Here is a 24,572-nt window from a genome sequence, read left to right as displayed (position 1 = left end):
AAATTATGAGGGTTAGCTGATGACCCTATTATTCAAAATCAAATTGATTCACAAAATTTGTAATTCAGTCAAAAATGAATTATTTTTTACCAATTTGATAATTGACAATTACAATATGGATAACATTGATCAAATTATTTTAGGTTTACTTAAAGATAACGCACGGATGTCTGTTACCGAGTTAGCCGAAAAAGTTCACGTTTCAAGAGCAACTATTAAAAAAAGAATGGAGTATTTGGAGTCTTCGGGCATCATTACTGGATATACAGTACGCTTTAAACCCAATGCTGAACGCAACATTATTCGTGCATGGATGAGCATTATGGTTGAAGGGACCAAAGCGCAGTCTGTGATTAAAGAACTACGCCTAGAAAGTGCCGTGGAATGTCTGCATAAAACCAATGGCAAATGGGATATTTTGGTTGAATTGCGTTCTGACACCTTAGAAAACTTCGACAAAGTTTTAGAAAGAATCAGAAACATTTCAGGTATTTATAACAGTGAAACTAGTATTCTGCTTGCGAGTCATAAGACCTAATTATTCACTTTAATTTCAACAAATAAGAACTCGAAATTGATGAGCTAAGCACAAGGTTTGGCTCATCAAGCTGCTCTCAATTAGAAAAATTATTCTATTATTTTTCATCAAATCTACTGAACGAGTACGACAAAGAGCCTCTTCTAAAAATCTTCACAAATTTTTAATTTTTTTTAAACAATCAAATCAAAAACTTAAATTCTAATTTGATCTAAATCTCAACTTTTTTCACTCACTCCCCTCATCAAAGCATTTGACAGAAAATTTAAAACATAATACATATAGTATTATATGTTATATGTTAAAAACCTAAGGACAAGGTATAAAAAATGGCTAAAACTCAACTACAACACTTTATTAACGGCGAATATGTTGCTAGCAAAGGAAATGATTATTTCGACTTGGTAAGCCCAGTGACTGGTGAAGTTTATGCACAATCACCGAATGCAACCGAGGCCGAAGTTGATGCAGCTTATGCTGCTGCAAAAGAAGCATTCAAAATTTGGGGACGCAGCACACCTTCAACTCGTCAAAAAGCATTATTGAATTTGGCAGATGCTATTGAAGCAAATGCAGAGCGTTTAATTGAGGCGCAAAGTCGTAATACAGGTCAGTTAAAACACTTAATTGCATCGGAAGAAGTGGGTGCATCGGCAGATCAGGTTCGTTTCTTTGCAGGTGCTGCCCGTTTACTCAATGGCACAGCTTCAGGTGAATATTTAGAAGGTTTAACCTCTTCTATTCGCCGCGAACCAGTTGGTGTAGTTGGTCAAGTTACGCCTTGGAACTATCCACTTATGATGGCTGTTTGGAAAATTGCGCCTGCTTTGGCTGCGGGTAACACAGTGGTACTAAAACCAAGTGATACCACCCCTGAAAGCACCCTTTTACTGGCAGAAATTGCTGCACCTTTTTTCCCTAAAGGCGCATTTAACGTGGTGTTAGGTCAGGCTCAAGTGGGTTCAAAAGTTGTATCTCATAAAACCCCAGCACTCGTTTCTATTACAGGTTCGGTTCGTGCCGGATTACAAGTTGCAGCCTCTGCCGCAGCAAATTTAGCGAAAGCCCATCTTGAGCTTGGTGGTAAAGCACCTGTCGTGGTTTTTGAAGATGCGGACATCGATAAAGCAGTTGAAATGATTGCTTTAACGGGCTATTTCAACGCAGGCCAAGACTGTACTGCGGCAACACGTGTGATTGTGTCTGAAGCCGTTCATGATGAGTTTTTAAGCAAGTTAGTTGAAGCTGCAAAAAATACCCGTTTTGGTGAACCCGATGATCAAGATGCACTTTATGGTCCACTCAACAATGCGAACCAATTAAAGAATGTTAAAGCTTTTATTGACAACTTACCTGCTCACGCCAAAGTTGAAACAGGCGGAAAACAGGCAGACCGTCCAGGCTTCTATTTTGAACCAACTGTTATTAGTGGTTTAAAACAACAAGATGAAGCCATTCAAAATGAAATTTTTGGACCAGTCATCACTGTTCAAAAATTTACAGATGAAAATGATGCGATTGAAAAAGCCAACGATGTTGAATATGGCCTAGCTTCAAGTGTGTGGACTAAAGATCATGCCCGCGCAACTCGTCTGTCACGTGAACTCGATTTCGGTACAGTTTGGATTAATACTCATATTCCTTTAACCGCAGAAATGCCACACGGTGGTTTCAAAAAGTCAGGTTATGGTAAAGATTTATCTGGCTATGGTTTTGAAGAATATACGCGCGTTAAACATGTGATGAGTTCAAACGAATAATAAAAATGAACTTTGAAAGGAGATCAAAATGAATAAACAAGAAATGAAAGACTTGGTGACTAAAGCCCATCACGAGCTATTTAATTTGCACGACACCACTGCTCTGGACCGTTATTTTTCTGACGACTTTATAGAGCACTCACCGCTGGTTGCCAACGGTATTTCAGGATTGCGTCAACTGGTAGAAGACTGCCCCGACATGCAACATGAAGCTGTACGTGTATTGGCAGATGGCGACTTGGTTGCGATTCATGGGCGCTTTCAGGGATTAGATGAAAACCCGTTAGTTGGCTTTGATATTTACCGAGTGAAAGATGGAAAAATTGTAGAGCATTGGGATGGTCTGGTAGCAGAAGCAGCTCCGAATGTGAGTGGTAGAACGCAATTAGATGGTCCAACCGAAATCGTAACTCACCATGACCCAGAAGAAAATCGTGAGATTGTGACCTCTTTCTTTAAGAAGTCATTAATTGATGGCAATTACGAAGCATTTAAAGAATACACCCATGGCGATCAATTCATTCAGCATAGCCCAGATATTGGGGATGGCGTTAAGGCAGTGATTGATTTTTTGAACAATATCCGTAATGAAGGGCAAGGTTTGGTATACTCCAAAACTCATCGCTCCATTGCTGATGGTCAATTTGTATTGACACATTCCGAAGGAAATATTGCTGGAAACCGACATGCCTATTTTGAATTGTGGCGTGTAGATAATGGCAAAATTGTTGAACTTTGGGATGCAATACCAGCTGTGCCTGAAGATGAACAGGCAGTCCATCAATATGGCGTGTTTTAATCATTTATCCGTTTCATTAAGCTAAGTCACTGACTTAGCTTTTAGAGAATTCGCCATGTCAGCATATACGATAATTTTTGCACCTATCGCTCAGGCAACTCGCTCGGAACAAGTTGTTGAACGCTTGGAAAATGCAATTATCTCTGGATTGCTCAAAAGCAATGAACAACTTCCTAACGAGGCGGATTTAGCTCGCTTAATGGGAGTGTCACCCATTACCGTTCGTGAAGCTTTAAATACTTTACGCGTAAAGGGTCTGATTGATACACGACGCGGGCGAAACGGCGGAAGCTTTGTTTGTGAGTTGCCTTCCGATTTACTCTTAAACAAGCACCCTCTGCGTCAAGCTTCAAATGAATATCTAGCTGATTTAGGCGAGTTTCATAGTGCAATTTTAAGCCATGGTGCATATTTGGCAGCACAAAGAACCACTGAATATGAACTAAACAAAATCAAAGAGCTGATTGAACAATTTGAACAGGCCGTTGAAGCAGACACGCGTGCCCAACTTGATTTACGTTGTTTGCTGACCCTCACCTCTTTTGCTCAATCAGCTCGTCTAGCAAATCAAGAGTTAACTATACAAGCCGAATGGGCGCCGCTCATTGCTGTGCTTTACCAAGATGATCAATTTCATCAACTGGTCGTCGCTCAATACCACCAACTTTTATCATCTTTTGTTCAAGCCAATGAAGATGATGCTGTTATTCAAGCACGAAAAATTATTTCGATGCTAACGGATCAAATGCTTCGATATAAGTTATCTATCGAATAAAAATAATAAAACAGAGCACTTATCAAATATCGAGTGAGAAATATGGAATTTTAGGAGTTATAGGAATGACCCAACATTTAGATATAGAAGAGCTTCAAAATTTGTTAAAGACGGTGGTTGAGGAAACGACAGCCATTACAGAAAAGCTGGCAACTAAAGCGAGCAAAATACTATCCAAACATGAACCTGAAAAAACAAAAGACATTAAGCTTTCAGGTTCAGAACGTTCAGCTTTGCAAAAGGAAATTAAAAAGGCCTTACAGGAAAGCCATTACAGTCAAGGTATCGGCTTTGCAAGTTATAGCCCAGCAACACAAGAAGAACAAGATTATTGGACACTCGAATGGTGGTATAAAAAAGAAGATCAGTTACAACAAGCCAAACTTGAAAACTATCAAAATGCTCAGCGCTTTTTAGATTTTCGCTCTTTTGAATGGTTCCATAAACCTGCTCAAAATAAAAGTCCGTGCATCCATGGGCCTTACGTCGACTATATCTGCAATGGTGCATATACCATCACCCTTGCCCATCCGGTCATGATTCGTGATCAATTTATCGGTGTAATTGCCACCGACATTTTAGTTTCCGCACTCGAAAAACTTCTCATGCCGAAGCTGAAAAACATCAAACAAAAAGCAATCGTGATTAACGATTCTTCTCGAGTCATTACTTCAAATGACGTCACGATCAGAACAGGCACACTATTTAGAGGACAAAGCCCCGAGCAGGTTCTCTCACGACCGTGTCAATCTTTTCAATTGGTCGTTATCTAGAGCGAAGTCAAAGATATAAATATTTGACCTTGCTTTAGGGCATCACCAAAGCGAAACAGCACCTGAAGCCTCTGGCTTTTGTTCAAACTTTCTTCAAACAGACTTGCTCATTCAGGTCTTGGGGAAGTTTTGGCTCAAAAATAGCATCGCTTTTCCGGATGAAAAGCAAAACAACGAAATTTGAGGTTGAAAGGACATGGAAAATAAAACGTCTTCCTTAAAAAAACTGTCTCTTTGGCAAGTCACGATTATTGGTATTGCCTACATGACACCAATGACGGTGTTTGATACTTTCGGTATTGTCTCTGGCATTACCAATGGACATGTGCCACTCGCATATTTACTCGCACTTGGTGCCATGTTACTCACCGCTTGGAGCTATGCAAGATTCAGCAAAAATTCAGAAAAATCAGGCTCGGCATATAGCTATACCGCTGAAAGTTTAGGGCCTAAAAGTGGCTTTTTTGTCGGTTGGTGTTCCCTACTCGACTATCTGTTATTACCCCTCATTAATGTTTTGCTAGCCGCAATTTATCTCACAGCCCTTATTCCAAGTTTGCCTTATTGGTTTTGGGTGCTTGTATCGGCAGGCCTAGTCACTTTAGTGAATTGTTTCCGCATTCGATTACTCGCCAATTTAAGCCTCTTGTTTGTGTTTGCACCCATCATACTCATGGTTATTTTTGTCTATTTAGTGATTAAGGGTATTGGCTCAACTCAAGGTTATGAGCATGTGCTTACATTAGCCCCACTCTGGCATGAGCACCAAACTATCCTACCGCTCGTTGCGGGTGCCTCAGTTTTGTGCTTTTCATTTTTGGGCTTTGATGCGGTTACCACGCTATCAAATGAAACCAAACAACCTACTAAAAATATTCCTCGAGCAGTCATGTTAACAACTCTCGCTGGCGGACTTATTTTCTTCACGGCTGCTTGGTTTATTCAGCTTTATTTTCCAAATAATATGCGCTTCCAGCACCCTACTGAAGCACTTCCTGAAATTGTGCTTTATGTCGGCGGTGCTTTTTTCCAATCCGTATTCTTATGCGGACAAATTATGAACACTGTCGCCTCTGGTCTTGCCTCTCATGCCAGCGCTTCACGTTTACTGTATATAATGGGCACCGATAATATTTTTCCTAAAAAGTATTTTGGGACAATTCACATCTCCTTAGGTACACCATTTTTTTCGGTTTTATTTGTTGGTCTTATTTCAATGTCTGCGGTTTTTCTAGATCTAGCACAAGTCGTAAGCCTGATCAGCTTTGGTGCGCTAGTCGCTTTTACAGCCGTAAATTTCTCAGTTTTTATGAAGTTTTATATTAAAGATAAACAGCGCTCAGGGTTTAAAAATAAATTTCTAAACCTCTTTTTACCGCTTTTATCAGTCATCAGCATTATTTGCCTGTGGCTTAACCTTGATTCATCTTCACTCACTTTCGGATGTTTCTGGTTATCGTTAGGCATTCTTTTATTTATCTATAAAACGATTAAAAAACAAAGTATTGCGATTAGTAATGCTTATTAATTTTACAGGAACTTCGTCATGAAAATTATTTCTAAACCTCAACTTTTAAAAGACGTGCAATATAAACCAAGTAAATCTCTACAAGTGGGCAAAGAGTGGAGCTGGTTAAATCCAAAACATGCAAATTTTGACACAACAAATGTAGAAGGTGCAGCGGTAGATAATCCAGCAAACTACTATGAAAGCTCACTTTCTGATTGGCATACATTTGACAGTTTACAAGCTGATATTGAATGCGATGTGGTGGTTATTGGCGGTGGTTTATTAGGTTCATCAAGTGCATTACATTTAGCTGAACAAGGCGTAGATACAGTCTTATTAGAAAAAAACCGTATTGGTAGTGCAGCTTCTGGCAGAAATGGCGGACAACTTACCCCTGGTTTAGCTCGCTGGGAAGCTCAAGAAATGGCCGATCGCTTAAGCTATGAAGATGCAAAAAAACTATGGCATTTTACCTCTACAGAAGCCATGCAACTTATTGATGACATCTCGGAAAAGTACCAACTCAACTTTGACCGAAAACATGGTCACATTACCGCCGCCGTTCATGAAGGACATTTAGTTGGTTTAACACAGGGCGCCGATGCACGAAAATATTTAGGTGAAGACCATACGCGCATTGTAGGTAAGCATGAACTCATGGACTTTATTAAGTCTGATTATTACACAGGTGGTTTAATTGATGAGTTAGGCGGACAAATCCATCCTTTAGCTTTGAACCGTGGCTTAATTTATGGCTTTTGCCAAAATGGCGGTACTGTTTATGAACAAACAGAAGTCATTTCAATAGAAGAAAAAGCAGATGGTATTTATGTTCAAACAGCAAATGCTGTCGTAAAAGCTAAAAAGTCTGTGGTGTTAGCAGTACACCATGCTTCGTTTAAACTTTTATCAGAGCAAAACAATACTACTATTCCATTTTACACCTATGTTGCGACGACCGCCCCACTAGAGCTTGATACAAAAGAGCTTCTGCCATTTGAGCATCCAGTCTATGACACTCAGTTCCAGATTGATTACTACCGTCCTGTGTTTAACAACCGTTTACTGTTTGGTGGCCAAGGCACAGGAACATGTTGGGGACCAGAGAAAACTTTAAATTATCTAGAACATCGAATTCATACGGTTTTCCCTCAAATTAAAAATCTAGAAATGGATTTTGTCTGGAGTGGCACCACCGATTTAACTGTAAATGGTGCAGTCGATAGCCGTAAGTTTGGCAATAAATTCCCAATTTATGCTGTTCACGGCTGGAGTGGTCACGGCGTTGCACAGACGGTACGCATTGGTAAAGCGATTGCAAATGACTTTATTGGGCAATCTAACGACTTTGAAATGTTATCTAAAATTGACCATCAAAATATTATGTTTGGTCGTACCCTTGCACCCGTTGTTATTCCGCTCGCAAAAAGTATGTATGGCATCGGCGCACTGATTAACCCGGGCAAAATGGTGTCTTTCTAATTTATAGAATTACTAATTTTCTAAAAAAGGATTCGTATAGCTTTGTACGGATCCTTTTTTATTTAGCTGAGTAAAATCCTTTTCAAATTAGGTTATCCCTAGCCAATCTATTACAATAGCATCAGCTTTTTTTTTATTCAGCGCATATATTTTGAGCAACTCATCTTCCCAATTAAAACGCGGACTTAAAAATCGCCACATCCAGCTAATCGCTATGGGTGGCGCTGTCGGGACAGGTTTATTTTTAGGCTCTGCACAAGTCATCCAGTCTGCTGGCCCTTCTATTATTTTAGGTTATGCCATTGTCGGTTTGGTCGCATTTTTAATTATGCGCCAAATGGGTGAAATGATCGTAGAAGAACCTGTGGTTGGTTCCTTTAGTTACTTTGCACAAAAATATTGGGGAAGATTCCCCGGTTTTTTATCGGGCTGGAACTATTGGGTGGTCTATATTTTGGTCGCAATGACCGAGCTGACAGCCGTTGCTAAATATGTGCATTACTGGTGGCCTCATATTCCTGCTTGGATATCAGCCTTATTTTTCTTTGTCTTGGTTACATGTTTGAACTTAGGCAACGTTAAATTTTATGGTGAATCTGAGTTTTGGTTAGCCATTATTAAAGTCGCAGCGGTCATTGCCATGATCGTGTTTGGCTTATATTTATTGCTCACCGCAGGTAGTGATTCTATCGCTAGCTTCTCAAACTTATGGCAGCATGGCGGATTTTTCCCGCATGGGTTTTCGGGCCTGTTTTATATGCTTGCCTTCTTAATGTTTGCTTTTGGTGGTATTGAACTGATTGGGATGACTGCTGCTGAAGCCGAAAATCCTGAAAAAAGCATTCCACAAGCCATTAACCAAGTCATCTTTCGAATCTTGGTTTTCTATGTAGCTTCGCTTGCCATCATCATGTCGCTCATTCCGTGGAATCAGCTTGACCTCGGTGGTTTAGATAAAAGTCCATTTGTGATGATTTTTAGCCAGCTTGGGATTGGTTGGGCAGCGCATTTGCTTAACTTTATTATTTTAACAGCCGCACTGTCTGTTTATAACAGCGGTATGTACGCAAACAGTCGTATGTTATATGGTCTAGCAGTACAAGGCCATACATCCAAAATTTTTACAAAAGTCAGCAGACAAGGTGTTCCTACACCTGCTGTTATCTTTTCTTCTATTCTGATTTTTGGTTGTGTATTACTGAACTATTTTATCCCAGAAGAAGCTTTAAGCTATCTCATGTACATGGCTGTGGCAGCTTTAGTTTTAAACTGGGCAATCATTAGTTTTACCCATTTGAAGTTTAAACGTGCCATGAAACTTGAAGGTAAAGTTGTCAAATTCCCTGCACTATTTTCACCTTTAAGTAACTATATCGTTTTGATTTTTATTGGCATGATTTTATATATCATGTGGACTAAAGGGTTTGAAAAATCAGTGATTTTAATTCCAATTTGGATTACATTCATGTTTGGATTATATAAATTTTTGAGTTGGAAAAAATCAATCTAATCTTCAAAGAAGGCTTATTCAAACAGGATAAGCCTTTTATCATTGAATAGCTCGCGTCTTCCTAAGTAACTTCAGAAAATCTACTCAAAAAACCATTCACATTCTATTCATCATTGTTGAATTTCTCTCTACTAAACACATTGATATGTAAGCCTTAGTCATTCTAAACATTGGTATTTAATGAGATAATTATTAAAGTACAAGTGTTTACATGATCTATAAATATTTGTGTCAATGTTCAGCTAAAATCAAAGCAGACCAGTTATCGTTACGATCACTCAATAGGCAAAAGACACTTCATCGCAAGACAGGCTCTTTACCCACTGCACTGATTTAGCGCCGTACTGTGTCACTCAATGATGAAAGACAGGAAATTTTATGGAAAAAGCTCTGCAATGTCCTAAGTGTGGTTCTACAGAAATTGAAGCACGTGACCATGACAAATTACTTAGAACAACTGGCGGTGTTTTACTGACAGCTGCTGGTACAACAGCAGGCACTGTAGGTGGTGCTGCAACTGGAGCTTCTGTTGGTGCAGCGATTGGTACGATTGCTGGCCCTTTAGGTGTAATTGTTGGTGGAACTGTAGGAACTTTTGTCGGTGCAATTAGCGCAGGTATTACTGGCGGTGTGGTTGGCAATATTTTTGGTAAAAAAGCAGGCGTAATGATCGATAAAAATATTTTTCAGGATTATCGCTGTCTAAAATGTAAATATCGCTTTAAGCAAAAGAAGTAAAACCAATTAAGTAGGAGAACTAGTTGCTCTAGCTCTCCTGCCCCATAAACACTATCAGTACTTTATACTTTATAAATGCAGGCCTTATTTTTGAAAAATAAGAAATGTTTTAGACGACAATCCGACTCTTATTGAGTTAACTGGCTGCTTTCAAGCCCTGCTGGACTTGTTGGTATTCATCAAAAAGCTGTTCTTGCTTAACATCTTGACTACCTACACTGCATACAGCTTTATCTTCAGCGACTTTTTGATCTACCTCTTTCCCTTTTCCACTACGACGGGATTCGTAAACTGTTCTTTGTCGGAAGTAACTAAATGGTTCCGCATTACTAATAAAACCATATTTGGAGTCATGTATATAATTCTGATAAAAGTCCATAATTTCTGGGCTTGCTCCTTTTCTCCAGCTTGCAAACTCCCAATCATCAATACCCAAGTAAAACTCATAAGCTTTCGAAACAGGTGATAATAATCTAAAAATATTAATTCCCCCTGTTGTATTTGGAGCAGTGAGTTTTTGCAATTTTTCTAAACGACTAATTTCGGTTGCCATATCTGATGGACCTATCGGAATATACTCACGAATTTTATTGTCGTTACGCGCTTGCTGACTTACAGAGAGAATTTTCTTTTCAGCTAAAGCCCCGTAAGCTGCATAATAGACTTTCATTGTGGCAATAATTTGATCTTGAATTTTACCGCTAGACTGCATTTCTGCTTTCACAGCATTATATAAATGTAGGGTTTTATCCTGTATTTCAAATTGCTCAGCAAATAGAACCCCATATTTTTCTTTTAATTGATTATAGTCAAACATTCGCACACCTGCATTTACCGCTTCCTCCAACATATCCTTCAGTGGAATACGAGCATAGTTATCATTTACATTTTGACTTCCCGGAGTATAACCTCCCCCAACATCCGAATGCATACCTGGGTAAACAATTTCCTTCCAGTTAGGATTCGAAATTTCACCATTTTCTTTATGTATTAAATCAACAGGAAAGGCAAAACGCTGTTCATTTCCTGCAATATGATGAACACACATTTTGACTCGTTCATCAATGACCATATCACGGCCTTCAAAAGTTAAATTATTATTTAAGTTAGTCGCAGGTAAGCCAAAAGAGGCGACAGTATCGAATATCCCCATAAATTTAAATTCGATAGGATATTTTCCAGTACCATAAGTTAAACCATTACAATCAGATTCGCATTGCCACATAAACTGATTGCTAAAAGCACGTGCTAAAGCCGCGCCCCGAGAAAAGCCAAAAGTGGAAATATTAATTTTTTTGATGAGACGATGTTGACTTAAACTTTTCTCTACTTCAGCAAAACTATAAACCTTTTTTTCGTTTGCATATTTACTTGTATCTATTTCTGCTTTTTTCGCATTCAGAATCATGACTTGTTTTAATGCATCATTAAGTTGATCTTCTCCATAATCGAGCCGCCGAGTACCGCCTGATCCTACACCAAGTCCCAAACCACTATGATCTTGGATCATAGCAAGTGCTCGTTGGAAAATATTTAACTGACCATTAAAACGCGTTCCTACACCTGATACATAGATCGCATAATTTGAGCTATCTTTTCCTTCTTTCTTATGATCATCAATAAGAGCTCTGGCATTCCGCCATAATCGGGCAGGATTCGACCATTTCTTTTGCTCCTCATCAGCATCTTTATTGTTACCGGTACCGTCAAAAAAAACTGAAATATGGACTACATCTGAACAATCCTGTTTTGCAGATGGAGGAGTATTAGAAACATCACTATTTGTTTCTATAGTCCGTTTTATAATTGTTTTTTTAAACATGAACTAATCTCACTTTTTATTATTTTTTAGTTGATTTAACCATTTAATACCTTTTTCAGTTGGTTCAGGCCAATTATTAGATGTCGTAATTTCTACCGTATCATCTGGATATAAATGTGCAGCTAAATATTTCATACCTTTTAATTGCTCTTTAGTAATAATCACTTGATTTTTTGCAGAGTGAGGTTCACCAGTTTTTGCATCTTTCCATGTAATGACTTGAGCACCAGTTTTAATTGAGTTAGTCGACATAGCACCTCCAAAACCGCCTCCAATTTCCTGACCATTCAATTTCAACATATAATCAGAATAAGTTGGATCATAGTTGAATGATGTGGTGCCCATATAATATGTTGCGTTTGGGCCAATACCAGCACAACCTGCAGCACTAAATGCTAAACTTATTGGTAAGAGTAAAAACTTTTTAAGACTCATGGTATTTCCTCATTTCTCCTTGCTATCTTGGACCTTTTATAGCTGAACTTACTCAATTATTAGATGTGGTAGTTTCTAATGTATAAACAGGCTACAAATATACAAATGAATATTCATAAGCTCACTCCCATCACTTAAATTTGTCCATACATCCAATTACAACCTGTTAAAATTACTGGTATAACAAGTAAAATAAATAGCATTTTATATTTCATTATTTCTCTCCATTTTAAATTCATATTGACTTACTCTCACTAAAGCCATATTAATCATAATTAAAAAAATTGATTACCCAGCTTTAGACATCAAACTATTCATAATCTGATCCATTGTTAGCTTTCTATCTTTCAAATTATTTAACAAATGCTGTAGGTTATCATCTGACTCAAACTGGACTCCGTACATCAATTTTAGGCAGATAAAATTTAAAATATCGCGAGTACCAGATAAATAGTGATCTCTTGCTTCAGGGATGCTTTCAATTACAAATTCATATAATGACTCATCATCAATTTTATCAACCAAAAATGAGTTATTGAGTTTAAGGTAATAAATTAGATTGTCAGGAAAAGTAGCCTCGACCATCATTTCTTCTTGTTCCACCGTGAAATGTAAAGGCTTTTCGATTGATGGCAGTACTTCAACACGCTCATTTAATCCAAATATACTTTGCAGATTGCTTAATCGATCCCAATACCACCAGCTTTGAATAGGTTTTAGTAAAGCTTCAATTTGCTGAGGATTAAATACAGGGCCTTGTACATATAAAGTTTTATCAGCTTTGTGCCCAACTAATGTCGCTAAGATAGCGGGATCCCAAAATGCCAACATCATTTCTAGACCACCGTCAAATTCAACATCTAAAAAATTTCTTAAGTGCTTATATAGATAATCAAAAGTTAAAGGCGTAATAATAATTGTCATTTTGGGTGTGCCAGCAATATTACTTTCAATCCACTCCCATTCAAGTGATGTAAAATTTTTAGGTAGCTGAATTAAATGTGGAGAAATCTCTTTAGCTTTTTCACCACTAGCTTCTTTAAGTAGACATTTTTGACGTAAATGCTCTAAAACCTTTAAAAACTTTTTATCTTGGGCTGCATCAGCGATTGCATAAATATTTAATCCAATTTGATCAAGCGGATATCTTTCAAACGTTTTAAATAAGTACTGGAGACTTTGATTATCTATCATTTACATTCCATCTCCTTTATTGATGAAAGCTCCACGTTGTGCTGCGCGTCGAGCAAGACATTCCCAACAAATATTATTTGGAAAGATCGGAAGCGTTGGGCTTTCACTTGCACCTGTTGTAAAGAGATGTTGACCTGCTTTCGCAGTAAACTTATTTGGTGTAATGACCGTGACGCCATCACCATTAATTTTTAGAGCACTATCTTTTGCTTTAAATACAATTTCCGTTGGACTATGGATTTCTACTTTACCTTCAGAGGATGTTATTTTTACATCGAGTCTTGCAGAAACATCTAATACATTATCTTGCGATTGCAGATCAAACTTCCCTTTTGCTGCGTAAATTTTTAAATCTTCCTCACCTGCAAACAGGCTTACTTTTTTCTTAGCATTTAAAATTAGATGTTCATCAGTACTGACATTAATGGATTGCCCACTGCCAACTGTTACGCTATCCAGAGCATTAATATGTATATTCTTTCCAGAAACTAAAGAAATACTATCTGGAGAGGCAAGTAACATCAAAGCTTCTTTAGTCGCTTTTAGGTCAGACCACTGAGATTCAATCGTTTTAATATACTGATCAATATTTTCAAGCATGTCAGCAGCTTCTGCTTTCTGTTTCACGGCATACTCAGATAAAGCTTTCATACTTTCTAAACTTTCCGTGAAGTTTTGAACCGCTTCTTTTGCCTCTAAATGTATATCCGTTGCATTACTCTGAACAAATGTTGAGATATACAATCCTTTACTTCGAATTGCACCTGCACGATCTGTTCTTAATTCAAATCCTTCACCACGCCCCTCACTCGTCGCAGTTTCTTTAGGATAACTTAAATTTCCCAAGTTAAGCTGTGTAGTACCATGACTACTATGTAGCTGAGCACTAATTTGGCCAGTTGTGTCGTCAAAGCGAAGTTGGTTATAGCCCATACCTCCGACTTCTTTCGAACGAATACCACTCAGTTTTTTTGTGTCAGGTAATTGTCCTTTAATATCGAACTTCGTTGGAGAACGCTGCGCCTCATGGATGCGTCCCGTTACAAATGGTCGATCAATGTTGCCATCAAAGAAATCAATTACTACGATTTCATCTTTACGAGGTAAAAAACGTGCTCCGTAACCTTCACCAGCCCAAGGAGTGAGGACGTCTACCCAAGCCGAATCTGTATCACTATTATTAGCCCCCGCACCACCATCATGGGCATGGTCATCTGTACGCGTAAATAGGAATCTGACTTTTATTCGCCCCCATTCATCCACATGAATTTCTTCACCATCACTGACTACCTTGGCACGTTGGACATAGGCAACAGGGCGATGCTTCAATGGATCATATTCAGGGACAACGTTAATATTTCTACGAACAACTACAAATTCATTGGCCTGACGCTCTTGTTCACTGTCTTTACTGTTTTGCCAGTGACTTAAGGTCAATAGTTTCTCTACTTGGTCTTGAATATCTTTAGGTAGGTTATTTTGATTATAAAAGTACTTATTAAGGATCAAAAACTCCCTATCTTGCTGACTATGATTTTTTTCTAACTCTGGATAGTCAATCAATTGGAACCAATAACCAACTTGAGTATCTCGTACACTACTATGCGCAGTAAAATACTTGGCTTGTAATGCCTGATATTGGTTTAAGTGCATATTCAGTTTTTCTAACTGAGAATTACTTGAAGCGGTGGCTTGATCCTCTCCTTTAAGATCGCTTATCCAAGCAGGAGATATATTCCACGCCTGTTCTAAACTTAAGCTTTCATTTTCTCGCTGAGCACTGTGTTGATGTGAGCTGACCACTGAACCACTAGCATCTTCTTGACTTAGACTATCAGCTTGCCAACGTTGTACATGGATAGCAGTTGGTTGTAACTGTCGCTGAGCAATAAAACTAGTGATGCTGTCATATTGTTCAGTCGCATTTGAACGGTGATAACGAATGGATCTGCGTTCGAGCGATTGAAACTGACCATTATCATCAATTAAACGTAGTTTTTGTGCCTCAATGCTCTGGCTATTACTTGCTACAAGATAACTCGCCTCATCCACAAGCCAATTAATCGATTCTTCACGCATTATTCGAGTTAAATATGCATAATCACTTTCATTCGACTGCATAGAAAATGGACGTACATCATACGCTTTAGTTAAACCACTCGTATCTAACTGTAAACTTGACGCAAATAACGGACTTTTATTCTGCCATTCCTTAAAGATGACTTCGATAATATCCACAACGCTTTTATTCATAAACACACGACTGTTACGTCGTTTATGCCATAAGCTAGTAGCGTCCTGCATAGTCAAGCGATATAAACTAAAAGCACCATCGCTTTGACCTTGGCTAGCACCAGTGACAATACCTGTAGTTCTAAAAAGCTGACCTGAATCTGTTACTTGATCAACTGCAACCTGACATCCAATAAACTGTTTTAATTCAATATATGGATTTGTAGATAAGCAAATAAGCTCTGCCGATAGTCCATCATTAATACCATGATAACCATCAATACGTTGCAACATAATCTGTGAATTAAGCTCAGTATTTGAAAACTGGATACTAATCGCACGTTTTTGAGCGCCAAATCCTATTTTTTCCAAAATACTAAAGATATTGTTCAACATTATGATGCAAACCTTATTATTAATTAAACAAGTCTAACAGAATGACAAGTCTGTCTCAATTTAAGGTATTTCATGTTTTGTTTATATTAGTATCTTCTCACTTGCTTTATTTAAATCTAAAACTGACCTTAAATTTTAACAACAAAATATTTACAACTAACTTTAGTGAAGAGAAGCACTCAAAAACAGTAACTTACTTTACATTATCAAGAGGACATGAAAAAATTGCTACCTCATATAACATCTGAAAGTTAAAATGAAAAAAATATTATTTTTAAGTTTAGTAAGTATTCTTAGCTCATATAGTTTTGCTGAAGACAATAGTTCAATTTACCGTGGACTTGGCACTGGCACTAATGACTTTTTAAAGTTTGAAATACTAAAAAAACAAGGCTTTATAGCAAAAAAAGCAAATATTTCAAGAGCTGATTATAATGATATATACAAACTGAAAAAGCCTTATCAATTTATGGGGCAAAATGTTGTATTAATCTCAGATGAATACATGTCTGAATATGTGGGCTGCTGTGTTAGTGAAGGTTGGGGAGCAGTATTTAAACAAACCTCTAATTTGAAATTGATTAAACAATTTGCAAAAACCAATCAATGCAAAATCTCTCCTGTAGAACAAGATAGAACTTACTATGGATTTAAAATCACTTTATTACCCAAAGGTAATTACTATGAATTATCATGCCGCGAACGCGATTTAGATGAATCCCAATAAATCGAAGTTAAATTCTAAAAATAGAAAGCCAAACTATAAGTTTGGCTAGAAGAATCGGACGGCTATAAACTATATTAAAGAGGAATAGCCTTGGAAGCGACTTTTACCAAAGTACCTCCACCAGGAACAACCGTACTAGCTAACTCCGCCGAAAGTTCTACTAAATTTTCTTTAGTAAAAGCTTGATCAAAAGTATTCCGGAACCAACTTCCTTGTTCAATAACTTCTCCAGTAAGCCCATCAACTTCAATAACACCAATTTTATCTGCATTAGACCAAATATATTCAAATGCATAAACTGGACGAAAATATAGGTACAGTTGGGTTATTTCCTCTGAATCTTCAATAATATTAGTCGCATGAACTTTTTGATTTTGTAGTTCCGATCTGACAATGCTAGTAATAGAATCAAGAGAAAGTAATGGTTGAAGTACATTCTCAAATTCGACTTTATCTACTTCGGAAAGTTCAAATTTTTTAATATATTCAGCTAAATGAGATGATTTGAGTTCACGCTGTAGACCATCAAAATAATTTGAGAACTCTATTTTTCGGCTACAGACTTCCTTCATTTGTAATTCTACTTTTCCTTTATCCTGCTGGCGTGTAACAGGATAATTTTTTTGTTCAGGGTCTTCATAAACCTGAATTTGCTTCGCATGTGGATTATGTACAGGAATAGAATAAGTCACAACACAATCGTAATTAAGGTTACGTTCGCTTGAGACAAACCAAAATGGTTCATAACGTAATATATGATTTTTTAAGTGTACTGTTTCTTCCGTAGGACGTTTTAAAAAATTAAATTTTGCTAACATTCCAAAAGCATTAACCTTCTTCTTTTCAGCTTGTTGCTTTGCTGAATCAAACTCAAATATTTTTTTAAAAACAAAAATTTTATGGTTTTCAGCTTTTACTTCTAATTTTGACATAATGATATCATTGCTATTAAATAAATTTTTTAAATTATAGTTATTAAAACTCATAAAATAAATCATTGAGATTGTATATTTTCACTAACTATAAGATTAAATAACACTATAAACATATATAATTCTATAATCTCTCAATCTGTTAACACACAACAAATCAATAACTTAAGCAATTTAAATAAAATTTAACTTCGGCTTTTAATATTGTGCTTAAGATTTATAGGTAATATCCTTAATCCAAGTAATCTATTCATTTTGCCATATAAGTTATTCATTCATACTAGACAAACAGTTTAAAAAATAATCTAACAACTTCTCTCTTTCATCGGGCTTGTTTGGATCTAAAAGCTGAGCCATTGCCCCATCAATCACAAACAAAAACATGTGAGCATCTTGTTTTGAAGCATTTGTGTTGGTGGTTAAAAGCAAATTATAGATTTCATTAATAAACCAGTTTCGATATTCAACGACCACCTGATAGGCCTTGGGATGTGTTTTCGCAATTTCAAAAATAGCTTTAAAAGGCAAATGATAAAGTCCATCTAAATCGGCATGTAAAAAGTAAAGCTTGCGAAGCTTTTCAAGCATCGTTAAGTCTTTTTGATCATGAATGATTGAACGTACCTCCTGTTTTAGACCGTCTTTTTGAAAGGTTAAACTCATTTGAATTAGCCTTTCTTTTGAGTGAAAGTAATTATAAAAAGTCGCTTTTGGGATTTTTGCTGACTCAATAATTCGGTCGATCCCGACATTGTGAAAGCCATAGTTGTTAAACAGATATCGGGAAGTATGAAGCACACTTAAAGCACGAGATGGGAGATCTGAATGTGGCATAGTTTTACCGTTATAAAATAAATTCTTGTTGTATATAAATGAGATATAAAAACCGCTGCCGTTTTTGGGAGAAAAAAGGCATAGCAAAGCCCCTAAAGACTGTGCTTGGCACATCTCAAGTTTTATTGTTGATTAAGTTTTTAGTTAAGACGATTTAAAGCCTGAAAAGCCTAGTGACTTTCAAACTGCTTTAAAAGTTTAAGTTGTGTCGTTATAGCTTTTGGCAAAGGTTGCCAAGAAATAATGAATGTGCAAAGCCAACTCCTTTTTATTGGGAGTTCTGCCAAATCATTAAAATTATGGTGGCAGAACGAAAGGGGGTTCGCAGACTGGAAACAAAGGAACCAGCACACCCGAAGGTGTCCCCCTTCCGCCCTACCGTAGAGAAAAAGGGGGCGAACGAGTTCCCGACACACAAAACAAGAGTTTTGCATATCGACTTTGTTTTCCCGGTCTGCGACAACCGACTGGCAATGTGGCCAGCAGGCAAAGGATAGTGCTCTACCCTTTGGTAGTCAAGCACACTAAACGACATTTGCTTTAAAATAGATCATTAAAAAGTAAGGATAAATAATGAGTGAGTTATTGTTAAAGAAGGGTTTATAACGGTATTGAAATTTATATAGCTATATTAGTTTCAACAGGTAAGATTAGAATATAAAAAATGGTAAATGATAAAATGAAGGATGTAGAACAGTTTCAGTTAGAAATTGCAATAAGTCACCAATATCCCTTTAAACCTATTATTTATACTTCTCTCGATCTGCTTTCTGCTCCGAACAATTCAATAAGAATATAATGGTAAAAATAGTTGTTTGCTTTTCATTCTATTTCTTTCCATTTATAAAAAATATATAATGTTCTCAATAGCTTTCTAATTATCTATTACATTCAATCAAGCTCATTTAGTTTCAATAAAGAGAATAAAATGCAAGAACAAGCTTTACCCTCATCTCCTCAAGATTTGAATGAGGATCAAAATATTACGTCTCCACCAATTTCTCAATCAGGCATTCATCATTTTAAGTTTCATGGTAAAGCCTCAGAATATTTTGGAATCTGGATCGTTAATATTCTTTTGACTATTATTACTTTAAGCTTATATGCACCGTGGGCTAAAGTTCGTCGCTTACGCTATTTCTATGGCAATACAGAATTTTTTGAACGTCGCTTTGATTTTACAGGAATTCCAACCAAGATTTTGATTGGACGTTTAATTGCATTAGGAATTTACGCAGTATTTGCAATTTCATCACAGTATTCAATAGTTGCGACTATGGTTGGACTAGTTGCACTATATACAGCAATACCTTGGCTAATTCGCGCTACTTTGCGTTTTACTGCAAGAAATAGTAAGTTCGGCAACGCACGTTTTTATTTTGGTGGAACGATAAAAGAATCTTATAAAGTCTTTCTTTTGAGTATATTGGTATATATTTTCACATTAGGAATCTTTACACCTGTAGCTATTTGGCTATATAAAAAATATTATCTTAACAACTTATATGCTGGACAATTAAATTTTAAATTAAACGCGAAATGGTCTGCATATATGGCTGCAGTTTATATACCAGTTTTTATTGCAATTGGTATAATTGCTATTTTTTCAATCATTTACTTTGCTATGGCTGGCACAATTGCTGGGTTCTCACCGAACGTTGCAGTCTTCGGAATAGTTATGGTATATGCATTTATTGGATTATTTATTTATCCATTAATTGCTGCACGTATTTTTATTACGACATGGAACAATACGACAGTTGGAAACAGTCAATTTAAAACAGACTGTAATCAATGGCGTTTTGCATGGATTGTAGCTTCAAACTGGATTGTAAAAATCTTAACCATAGGTTTAATGTCTGCTTGGGCTGCGGTTCGTATTCACAAATATCAGATTGAATCGATGAGTTTAATTTTATTAGATGATCCAGATCAAATGATGAATCTCGCTCAGCAAGAACAAAGTGCTTTAGCTGAAGAAATCAGTGATATTTTTGATATTGATATCTCTCTATAATAATCTGAGTTTAATAATTTATGTCCCAAGCAGTAGATATCATTTTCTATGATGGCATAGTGTCTAAACCTCACCGTGCTCAGATTTCAGCTCAATCTAAATCTGAAGTTCTCATTCGGTATGGTGAGCAATTAGAACAACAACGTCATTATCAATATACTGATATGAAATTGATTGGTGCGCTGGGACAGTTACACCCAGTAATTGAATTATCTGATGATGCAAGAATTGAATTTCATAGTGCATTACCAGAATGGTTTAATTACACAACTAAAAAGGTTCAACATTCGATCTGGAAACTTGAACGCTCTCCGAGTCTTATTCTTTTTAGTGTAATTTTCGTTATTACTTTTGCGATCAGTCTAGTGAAATGGGGTGTTCCTGCCACATCCCATTATCTTGCTTTTCAATTACCTGAGAATACTTTAAAGAAACTAGGTGATGAAGCCGAGAATTATGTATTAAATAATTGGACTGCACCCAGCCAATTAGCACAAACTCAAAAAGACCAAATTACTAAGCAATATTTGAATACTATTGCTGAAAACAGACCAGCCAAATTAGTCTTCCGTAAAGGCGATCATTTAGGGGCAAATGCTGTAGCGCTACCTAATAATACAATTATCGTCACAGATGAACTGATCAAAATGGCCCATACTAATCAGGAAGTTTTAGGCGTATTAGCCCATGAACAAGGCCATTTGGTTTATCGCCATAGTTTGCAACAAGGGTTAACTAGTTTAGGCCTAAGTATATTATACATTGCAATGACCGGAGATAATTCAGACTTATTTACGTCATTACCTGCGGCTATGATAGGTGCAAATTACTCACGTAAATTTGAGTCCGAAGCCGATTTATATGCTTTACAACTGATGGATAGGAAGCATATAGAAGTCTCTCACTTCGCAAATTTCTTACAACGCTTAAGCGATACAACAGAAGAAGGTATCGATAAAAAAAATCAGTCCAACCCATCAACTTCTCAAGAAGAATCTTCAGCGAATAAACTATCTACAGCTGTGCTTGATACTTTATCCTCTCATCCTGCAACAGAAGAGCGTATTCGAATGGTTCACGATTTTGAGAAAAAACAACATGCTAAAGATTAAATAGTAGAAAACGAGGATTCAGTCCCAAGACACGATGAAATATAAAGTTAAGCTGAAATCTCAATCTGCTTAACTCAATCCAAATTTCCATATGAGTTGCTAAGTACTAAAACTTTTTTAAAGGTACTCAAAATAATTTATAGGCTCACAGAGTCTATCTAGAAAATTTATGGTCTTTAGGAAGTGGAGCATCACATGGTTGATCCGTCTTTACATTGACCATTTTCACAGGCCCATCGTTGTAGATTGTTACCTTACAACCTTTTACGACATATTCTTGTTGAATCCCACCGTACATTTCATCCTCAGAAACAGCAGATGCAACATCACATGCCTCGTCAACACGGCACATATCCTCTTGCCCACCTACAGCTTCTGCTCCAGCAGCTTCCATTACATCTACAGCACTCTCCTGTACTTCAGCATCTACAGCCTGTATCTTTGCTGCATATGTATTTGAAAGATTCATCATAAGAAAAATTGCAAGAAATAACTTACTACTAGGTTTTATTAAATTCATGAATTATCCATATCTCTTAATTTAAATTTGGTACATATCAGGCGATTTTACTTTGCAAGTTAGTGATGCAAAGGGGTTTATATTATAAGTAGCCATTTTACTCATAATTATACATATAGCAGCAATAGTTGACCTGAAAGAATTCTTCAAACAATGACAAGATATTGATCATTATGAAGGTGCAATTAACTACAAAATATCAAATTAAACTGAAATCAAAATCTGCCTAACTCAATCCAAATTTTTATATAGGCTTCTAAGCATTAAAACATTCACATAAAAAAGCCTCTGTGCTTTTAACAGAGGCTTTTCGAATTTGGTGGAAGCGGTGGTAGTCACATTAAAGTTATAATCAATTGTTTTAATTACAAAATTATTTATCATTAATATTTTTTACTACCATTTTTACTACTATAAAATTTTACTATCTTTTTTGTAACTATTCATCCAGCTTTACTCTTATTCCATGAAGTAACAAATGAGTCAGGATAATCTTATGCGCCAATCAGAACAATCATACACCAGAGACCTTGCAATACGAATACTTCAACAGTCAGATTACATCGTAAAAAATCTTGGCAAATTCACCCAATGCTTAATCTTTCTCATTATAATCTTTAGCATTCTATTTACTAAAAAAAGAAAAAAGTCGAATACTAAGATTTAAGTTACATCTGAATAAGAATAAGCAAAACCATCTAATTTTTGTAATGCAAATTGAATATGCTCTGCTTTGAATAAATCAGATTTCCGTCTTGCCCAACGCTCACCTGCACTCCAATTCGCTAACCCTTCTTGAATTGATTCAACATTAGGTTGATAACCTTCCTTATAGATAAGCCAATCTACTGTTGCCAAAAGTTCCATACCAAATGGTGATTCAAAACCCTCTATCAATGTTGCAGCTCCTTCTACAGCAGCCATATACTCTTTTGCTTCACTAATCAGATAACCTTGAACTTTACTTTTTTGCTGATCATTGAACCAAATCACATCTAAGGGGTCACAATCAGGAATTCGCTTGTCCGATTTGAGATAGCTACCATCCATTGCATTCAACAAATGGTCTAAATTAGAAGCATAAGGACCATAATAGTTCGCCTGAAAATTAAGCTTCAATTCATTTGGTAATTGTTTTTGCTCAATAACTCGCTGTAAAAACCATGCCAGTTTTTGGATTTCTAATAGACTACATTCAATCCCCAATACCCAATAACGACGTACTAACTCTGCAATCATGGCTCGTGCTGGTGTAAGTTGTGATACACCTATTTTCTTTGCCACGTTTTGATACTGTGTGGTTGGTTCAAAAATCAAAATATCCACATACTCTAAATCGGATAATTCTGTCTCAATTTTTGATTTAACACGACTCCACTCTAACCCACCATTACCCGCACCTAATGGTGGAATTGCAATAGATTTAACTTGATGATCAATGATGAACTTTTTAAGATCCTGCAAACCATCTTCAATCCATTGGAGTTTGGATTTATCCCGCCAATGCTGTTTAGTTGGAAAGTTAATAATCCAACGTGCGCCCATTAACTCATTAGTTTCAGTCACAAACATTTTTCCAGTTGTAACCTGTCCAGCTTTGCACGCTTGACTATAAGCTGCCATGTTTTTTGGAAAACGCTCCTTAAACATTAAAGCAATACCTTTACCCATTACACCAACGGTATTCACGGTATTTACCAATGCTTCTACAGGAGCATCTAATAAGTTTCCTGTTGTATAACGAATCATTAGAAATACACCCCTTGTCTCACATGCACAGGAATATTAACATCTGCTTGTTGCAGCCACTGTTCTATTTGAGCTTTAACTGTTTCAGTATAACATATCACCCCAATCAATACTTTTGTTGGGCAGTGTTGATGAACTAACGCTTCGGCTTGATAACGTTCAAACTTCGCAGGATCATCCATATCTCTTTTAAAATCTCTTGCCTGTAATATTGACCAATCGATCTCATTTAAGCTAGATAAATCTGTATAGAATTCAGCCCATTGGTAATAGGCATGACTATTTGTAAAAACAAAAGGAATTTGCTGTTGCTGTAGCTGATACAAACTAGAAACTAAAATAACAATTTCATCATTAGTACGCTGACGTACACCGCCACGGCCACTCTTTATATTCAGCAGCATAGGTGAAAATGGTGTGAAATAAAATGGAATATAGTCACTTAGCACACCCTTTTTCCCTACAGGAACAGGATGCAGTTGTCTTTTCTCAATCAGTTCTGGACTGCCAATCTGAACCCAATTTACACATTGTGTTGGACTATTGCTGCTATGTAAGCCATTTTCTAATATCCACGGAATATTATCACGATGCACAATACGCCAAATTAATGCCTTTTGCGGATTGAGTACATCACTATAATTACGTCCAACCATCTTGCTCTACAATTAGAATAAGCCTGCTTAAACATAGCATAGATTTAGGCTCTCCCTCTAT

At 36.8% G+C, this 24,572-nt stretch carries 21 protein-coding genes; 12 read left to right on the top strand and 9 right to left on the bottom strand.

What is annotated here, in order from left to right:
- Positions 1-115 precede the first annotated feature (115 nt).
- The 9 genes from F886_RS07965 to F886_RS07925 all read left to right on the top strand — a co-directional run bounded on the left by F886_RS07965 (position 116) and on the right by F886_RS07925 (position 9,885).
- The gene (locus F886_RS07965) at positions 116-538 is read left to right on the top strand and encodes an Lrp/AsnC family transcriptional regulator (protein WP_034591286.1); all 423 of its coding nucleotides are present in this window, start codon (positions 116-118) and stop codon (positions 536-538) included.
- A 329-nt stretch (positions 539-867) separates the two neighbouring features.
- Positions 868-2,298: a gamma-aminobutyraldehyde dehydrogenase gene (locus tag F886_RS07960; protein WP_005303560.1), complete on the top strand. Its 1,431-nt coding sequence runs from the start codon at positions 868-870 to the stop codon at positions 2,296-2,298.
- A gap of 28 nt (positions 2,299-2,326) precedes the next feature.
- On the top strand, positions 2,327-3,097 hold the full coding sequence (locus F886_RS07955; protein ID WP_005303558.1) for a nuclear transport factor 2 family protein: 771 nt from the start codon (positions 2,327-2,329) through the stop codon (positions 3,095-3,097).
- A 55-nt stretch (positions 3,098-3,152) separates the two neighbouring features.
- Positions 3,153-3,872 (top strand): FadR/GntR family transcriptional regulator, encoded by a 720-nt coding sequence (locus tag F886_RS07950; RefSeq protein ID WP_005303556.1) that lies wholly within the window; start codon positions 3,153-3,155, stop codon positions 3,870-3,872.
- 65 nt (positions 3,873-3,937) lie between these two features.
- On the top strand, positions 3,938-4,645 hold the full coding sequence (locus F886_RS07945; RefSeq protein ID WP_005303553.1) for a cache domain-containing protein: 708 nt from the start codon (positions 3,938-3,940) through the stop codon (positions 4,643-4,645).
- A 196-nt stretch (positions 4,646-4,841) separates the two neighbouring features.
- Complete coding sequence (locus tag F886_RS07940; protein ID WP_005303551.1) at positions 4,842-6,173, top strand: APC family permease; 1,332 nt, start codon at positions 4,842-4,844, stop codon at positions 6,171-6,173.
- A gap of 18 nt (positions 6,174-6,191) precedes the next feature.
- On the top strand, positions 6,192-7,637 hold the full coding sequence (locus F886_RS07935; protein ID WP_005303547.1) for an NAD(P)/FAD-dependent oxidoreductase: 1,446 nt from the start codon (positions 6,192-6,194) through the stop codon (positions 7,635-7,637).
- Positions 7,638-7,788: 151 nt separating this feature from the next.
- A complete protein-coding gene (locus F886_RS07930; protein ID WP_081402128.1) occupies positions 7,789-9,147 on the top strand; it encodes an amino acid permease in 1,359 nt (452 codons plus the stop codon).
- Positions 9,148-9,525: 378 nt separating this feature from the next.
- Positions 9,526-9,885, top strand: coding sequence for a C1 domain-containing protein (locus F886_RS07925; RefSeq protein ID WP_005303542.1), 360 nt, complete (start codon positions 9,526-9,528; stop codon positions 9,883-9,885).
- Between the two features lie 136 nt (positions 9,886-10,021).
- Here the strand turns inward: F886_RS07925 and F886_RS07920 are convergent, their stop codons facing one another.
- The 4 genes from F886_RS07920 to F886_RS07905 form a co-directional block, all read right to left on the bottom strand.
- On the bottom strand, positions 10,022-11,707 hold the full coding sequence (locus F886_RS07920) for a T6SS phospholipase effector Tle1-like catalytic domain-containing protein (RefSeq protein WP_005303539.1): 1,686 nt from the start codon (positions 11,705-11,707) through the stop codon (positions 10,022-10,024).
- A 9-nt stretch (positions 11,708-11,716) separates the two neighbouring features.
- Positions 11,717-12,142, bottom strand: a complete 426-nt coding sequence (locus tag F886_RS07915) for a hypothetical protein (protein ID WP_005303536.1) — start codon at positions 12,140-12,142, stop codon at positions 11,717-11,719.
- A 288-nt stretch (positions 12,143-12,430) separates the two neighbouring features.
- Positions 12,431-13,336: a DUF4123 domain-containing protein gene (locus tag F886_RS07910; protein ID WP_005303530.1), complete on the bottom strand. Its 906-nt coding sequence runs from the start codon at positions 13,334-13,336 to the stop codon at positions 12,431-12,433.
- The gene (locus F886_RS07905; RefSeq protein ID WP_005303527.1) at positions 13,337-15,964 is read right to left on the bottom strand and encodes a type VI secretion system Vgr family protein; all 2,628 of its coding nucleotides are present in this window, start codon (positions 15,962-15,964) and stop codon (positions 13,337-13,339) included. It abuts the gene before it with no gap.
- Positions 15,965-16,220: 256 nt separating this feature from the next.
- On the opposite strand from F886_RS07905, the gene F886_RS07900 reads away from it, so the two are divergent.
- Complete coding sequence (locus F886_RS07900) at positions 16,221-16,691, top strand: hypothetical protein (RefSeq protein ID WP_005303524.1); 471 nt, start codon at positions 16,221-16,223, stop codon at positions 16,689-16,691.
- Positions 16,692-16,765: 74 nt separating this feature from the next.
- Here F886_RS07900 and F886_RS07895 read toward each other — a convergent pair whose 3' ends face one another.
- Together F886_RS07895 and F886_RS07890 are read right to left on the bottom strand one after the other, a co-directional pair.
- The gene (locus F886_RS07895) at positions 16,766-17,689 is read right to left on the bottom strand and encodes a hypothetical protein (RefSeq protein WP_005303516.1); all 924 of its coding nucleotides are present in this window, start codon (positions 17,687-17,689) and stop codon (positions 16,766-16,768) included.
- 201 nt (positions 17,690-17,890) lie between these two features.
- The gene (locus F886_RS07890; protein ID WP_034591008.1) at positions 17,891-18,457 is read right to left on the bottom strand and encodes a TetR/AcrR family transcriptional regulator; all 567 of its coding nucleotides are present in this window, start codon (positions 18,455-18,457) and stop codon (positions 17,891-17,893) included.
- 928 nt (positions 18,458-19,385) lie between these two features.
- Between F886_RS07890 and F886_RS07880 the strand changes: the two genes are divergently transcribed.
- Together F886_RS07880 and F886_RS07875 are read left to right on the top strand one after the other, a co-directional pair.
- The gene (locus tag F886_RS07880) at positions 19,386-20,474 is read left to right on the top strand and encodes a YjgN family protein (protein WP_005303512.1); all 1,089 of its coding nucleotides are present in this window, start codon (positions 19,386-19,388) and stop codon (positions 20,472-20,474) included.
- A 20-nt stretch (positions 20,475-20,494) separates the two neighbouring features.
- Complete coding sequence (locus F886_RS07875; protein ID WP_005303510.1) at positions 20,495-21,586, top strand: M48 family metallopeptidase; 1,092 nt, start codon at positions 20,495-20,497, stop codon at positions 21,584-21,586.
- 154 nt (positions 21,587-21,740) lie between these two features.
- On the opposite strand, the gene F886_RS07870 is transcribed toward F886_RS07875, so the two are convergent.
- From F886_RS07870 to F886_RS07860, 3 genes are all read right to left on the bottom strand, one after another.
- The gene (locus F886_RS07870) at positions 21,741-22,058 is read right to left on the bottom strand and encodes a hypothetical protein (RefSeq protein WP_081399348.1); all 318 of its coding nucleotides are present in this window, start codon (positions 22,056-22,058) and stop codon (positions 21,741-21,743) included.
- A gap of 711 nt (positions 22,059-22,769) precedes the next feature.
- Positions 22,770-23,855: a type II toxin-antitoxin system antitoxin DNA ADP-ribosyl glycohydrolase DarG gene (locus F886_RS07865; RefSeq protein ID WP_004669001.1), complete on the bottom strand. Its 1,086-nt coding sequence runs from the start codon at positions 23,853-23,855 to the stop codon at positions 22,770-22,772.
- Positions 23,855-24,511 carry a type II toxin-antitoxin system toxin DNA ADP-ribosyl transferase DarT gene (locus F886_RS07860; protein WP_000233088.1) on the bottom strand — a complete coding sequence of 219 codons (657 nt, stop codon included), beginning with the start codon at positions 24,509-24,511 and terminating at the stop codon, positions 23,855-23,857. Before F886_RS07860 ends, F886_RS07865 begins: the two co-directional genes overlap by 1 nt.
- Positions 24,512-24,572 lie beyond the last annotated feature (61 nt).

Origin of the sequence: Acinetobacter sp. NIPH 542, assembly GCF_000369825.1 — a bacterium.
GTDB classification, from domain to species: domain Bacteria; phylum Pseudomonadota; class Gammaproteobacteria; order Pseudomonadales; family Moraxellaceae; genus Acinetobacter; species Acinetobacter oleivorans.
Note: the sequence above shows the minus strand (reverse complement) of the source record. Positions and strands in the feature narration are given on the sequence as shown.

What these genes read in the sequence shown, in the direction of transcription:
- F886_RS07945 (WP_005303553.1), top strand. Translation starts at nt 3,938, where the DNA reads ATGACCCAACATTTAGATATAGAAGAGCTTCAAAATTTGTTAAAGACG.
- F886_RS07915 (WP_005303536.1), bottom strand. Translation starts at nt 12,142, where the DNA reads ATGAGTCTTAAAAAGTTTTTACTCTTACCAATAAGTTTAGCATTTAGT.
- F886_RS07865 (WP_004669001.1), bottom strand. Translation starts at nt 23,855, where the DNA reads ATGATTCGTTATACAACAGGAAACTTATTAGATGCTCCTGTAGAAGCA.
- F886_RS07870 (WP_081399348.1), bottom strand. Translation starts at nt 22,058, where the DNA reads ATGATGAATCTTTCAAATACATATGCAGCAAAGATACAGGCTGTAGAT.
- F886_RS07935 (WP_005303547.1), top strand. Translation starts at nt 6,192, where the DNA reads ATGAAAATTATTTCTAAACCTCAACTTTTAAAAGACGTGCAATATAAA.
- F886_RS07960 (WP_005303560.1), top strand. Translation starts at nt 868, where the DNA reads ATGGCTAAAACTCAACTACAACACTTTATTAACGGCGAATATGTTGCT.
- F886_RS07940 (WP_005303551.1), top strand. Translation starts at nt 4,842, where the DNA reads ATGGAAAATAAAACGTCTTCCTTAAAAAAACTGTCTCTTTGGCAAGTC.
- F886_RS07965 (WP_034591286.1), top strand. Translation starts at nt 116, where the DNA reads ATGGATAACATTGATCAAATTATTTTAGGTTTACTTAAAGATAACGCA.
- F886_RS07860 (WP_000233088.1), bottom strand. Translation starts at nt 24,511, where the DNA reads ATGGTTGGACGTAATTATAGTGATGTACTCAATCCGCAAAAGGCATTA.
- F886_RS07955 (WP_005303558.1), top strand. Translation starts at nt 2,327, where the DNA reads ATGAATAAACAAGAAATGAAAGACTTGGTGACTAAAGCCCATCACGAG.
- F886_RS07895 (WP_005303516.1), bottom strand. Translation starts at nt 17,689, where the DNA reads ATGATTTATTTTATGAGTTTTAATAACTATAATTTAAAAAATTTATTT.
- F886_RS07925 (WP_005303542.1), top strand. Translation starts at nt 9,526, where the DNA reads ATGGAAAAAGCTCTGCAATGTCCTAAGTGTGGTTCTACAGAAATTGAA.
- F886_RS07950 (WP_005303556.1), top strand. Translation starts at nt 3,153, where the DNA reads ATGTCAGCATATACGATAATTTTTGCACCTATCGCTCAGGCAACTCGC.
- F886_RS07890 (WP_034591008.1), bottom strand. Translation starts at nt 18,457, where the DNA reads ATGCCACATTCAGATCTCCCATCTCGTGCTTTAAGTGTGCTTCATACT.
- F886_RS07880 (WP_005303512.1), top strand. Translation starts at nt 19,386, where the DNA reads ATGCAAGAACAAGCTTTACCCTCATCTCCTCAAGATTTGAATGAGGAT.
- F886_RS07910 (WP_005303530.1), bottom strand. Translation starts at nt 13,336, where the DNA reads ATGATAGATAATCAAAGTCTCCAGTACTTATTTAAAACGTTTGAAAGA.
- F886_RS07905 (WP_005303527.1), bottom strand. Translation starts at nt 15,964, where the DNA reads ATGTTGAACAATATCTTTAGTATTTTGGAAAAAATAGGATTTGGCGCT.
- F886_RS07900 (WP_005303524.1), top strand. Translation starts at nt 16,221, where the DNA reads ATGAAAAAAATATTATTTTTAAGTTTAGTAAGTATTCTTAGCTCATAT.
- F886_RS07875 (WP_005303510.1), top strand. Translation starts at nt 20,495, where the DNA reads ATGTCCCAAGCAGTAGATATCATTTTCTATGATGGCATAGTGTCTAAA.
- F886_RS07920 (WP_005303539.1), bottom strand. Translation starts at nt 11,707, where the DNA reads ATGTTTAAAAAAACAATTATAAAACGGACTATAGAAACAAATAGTGAT.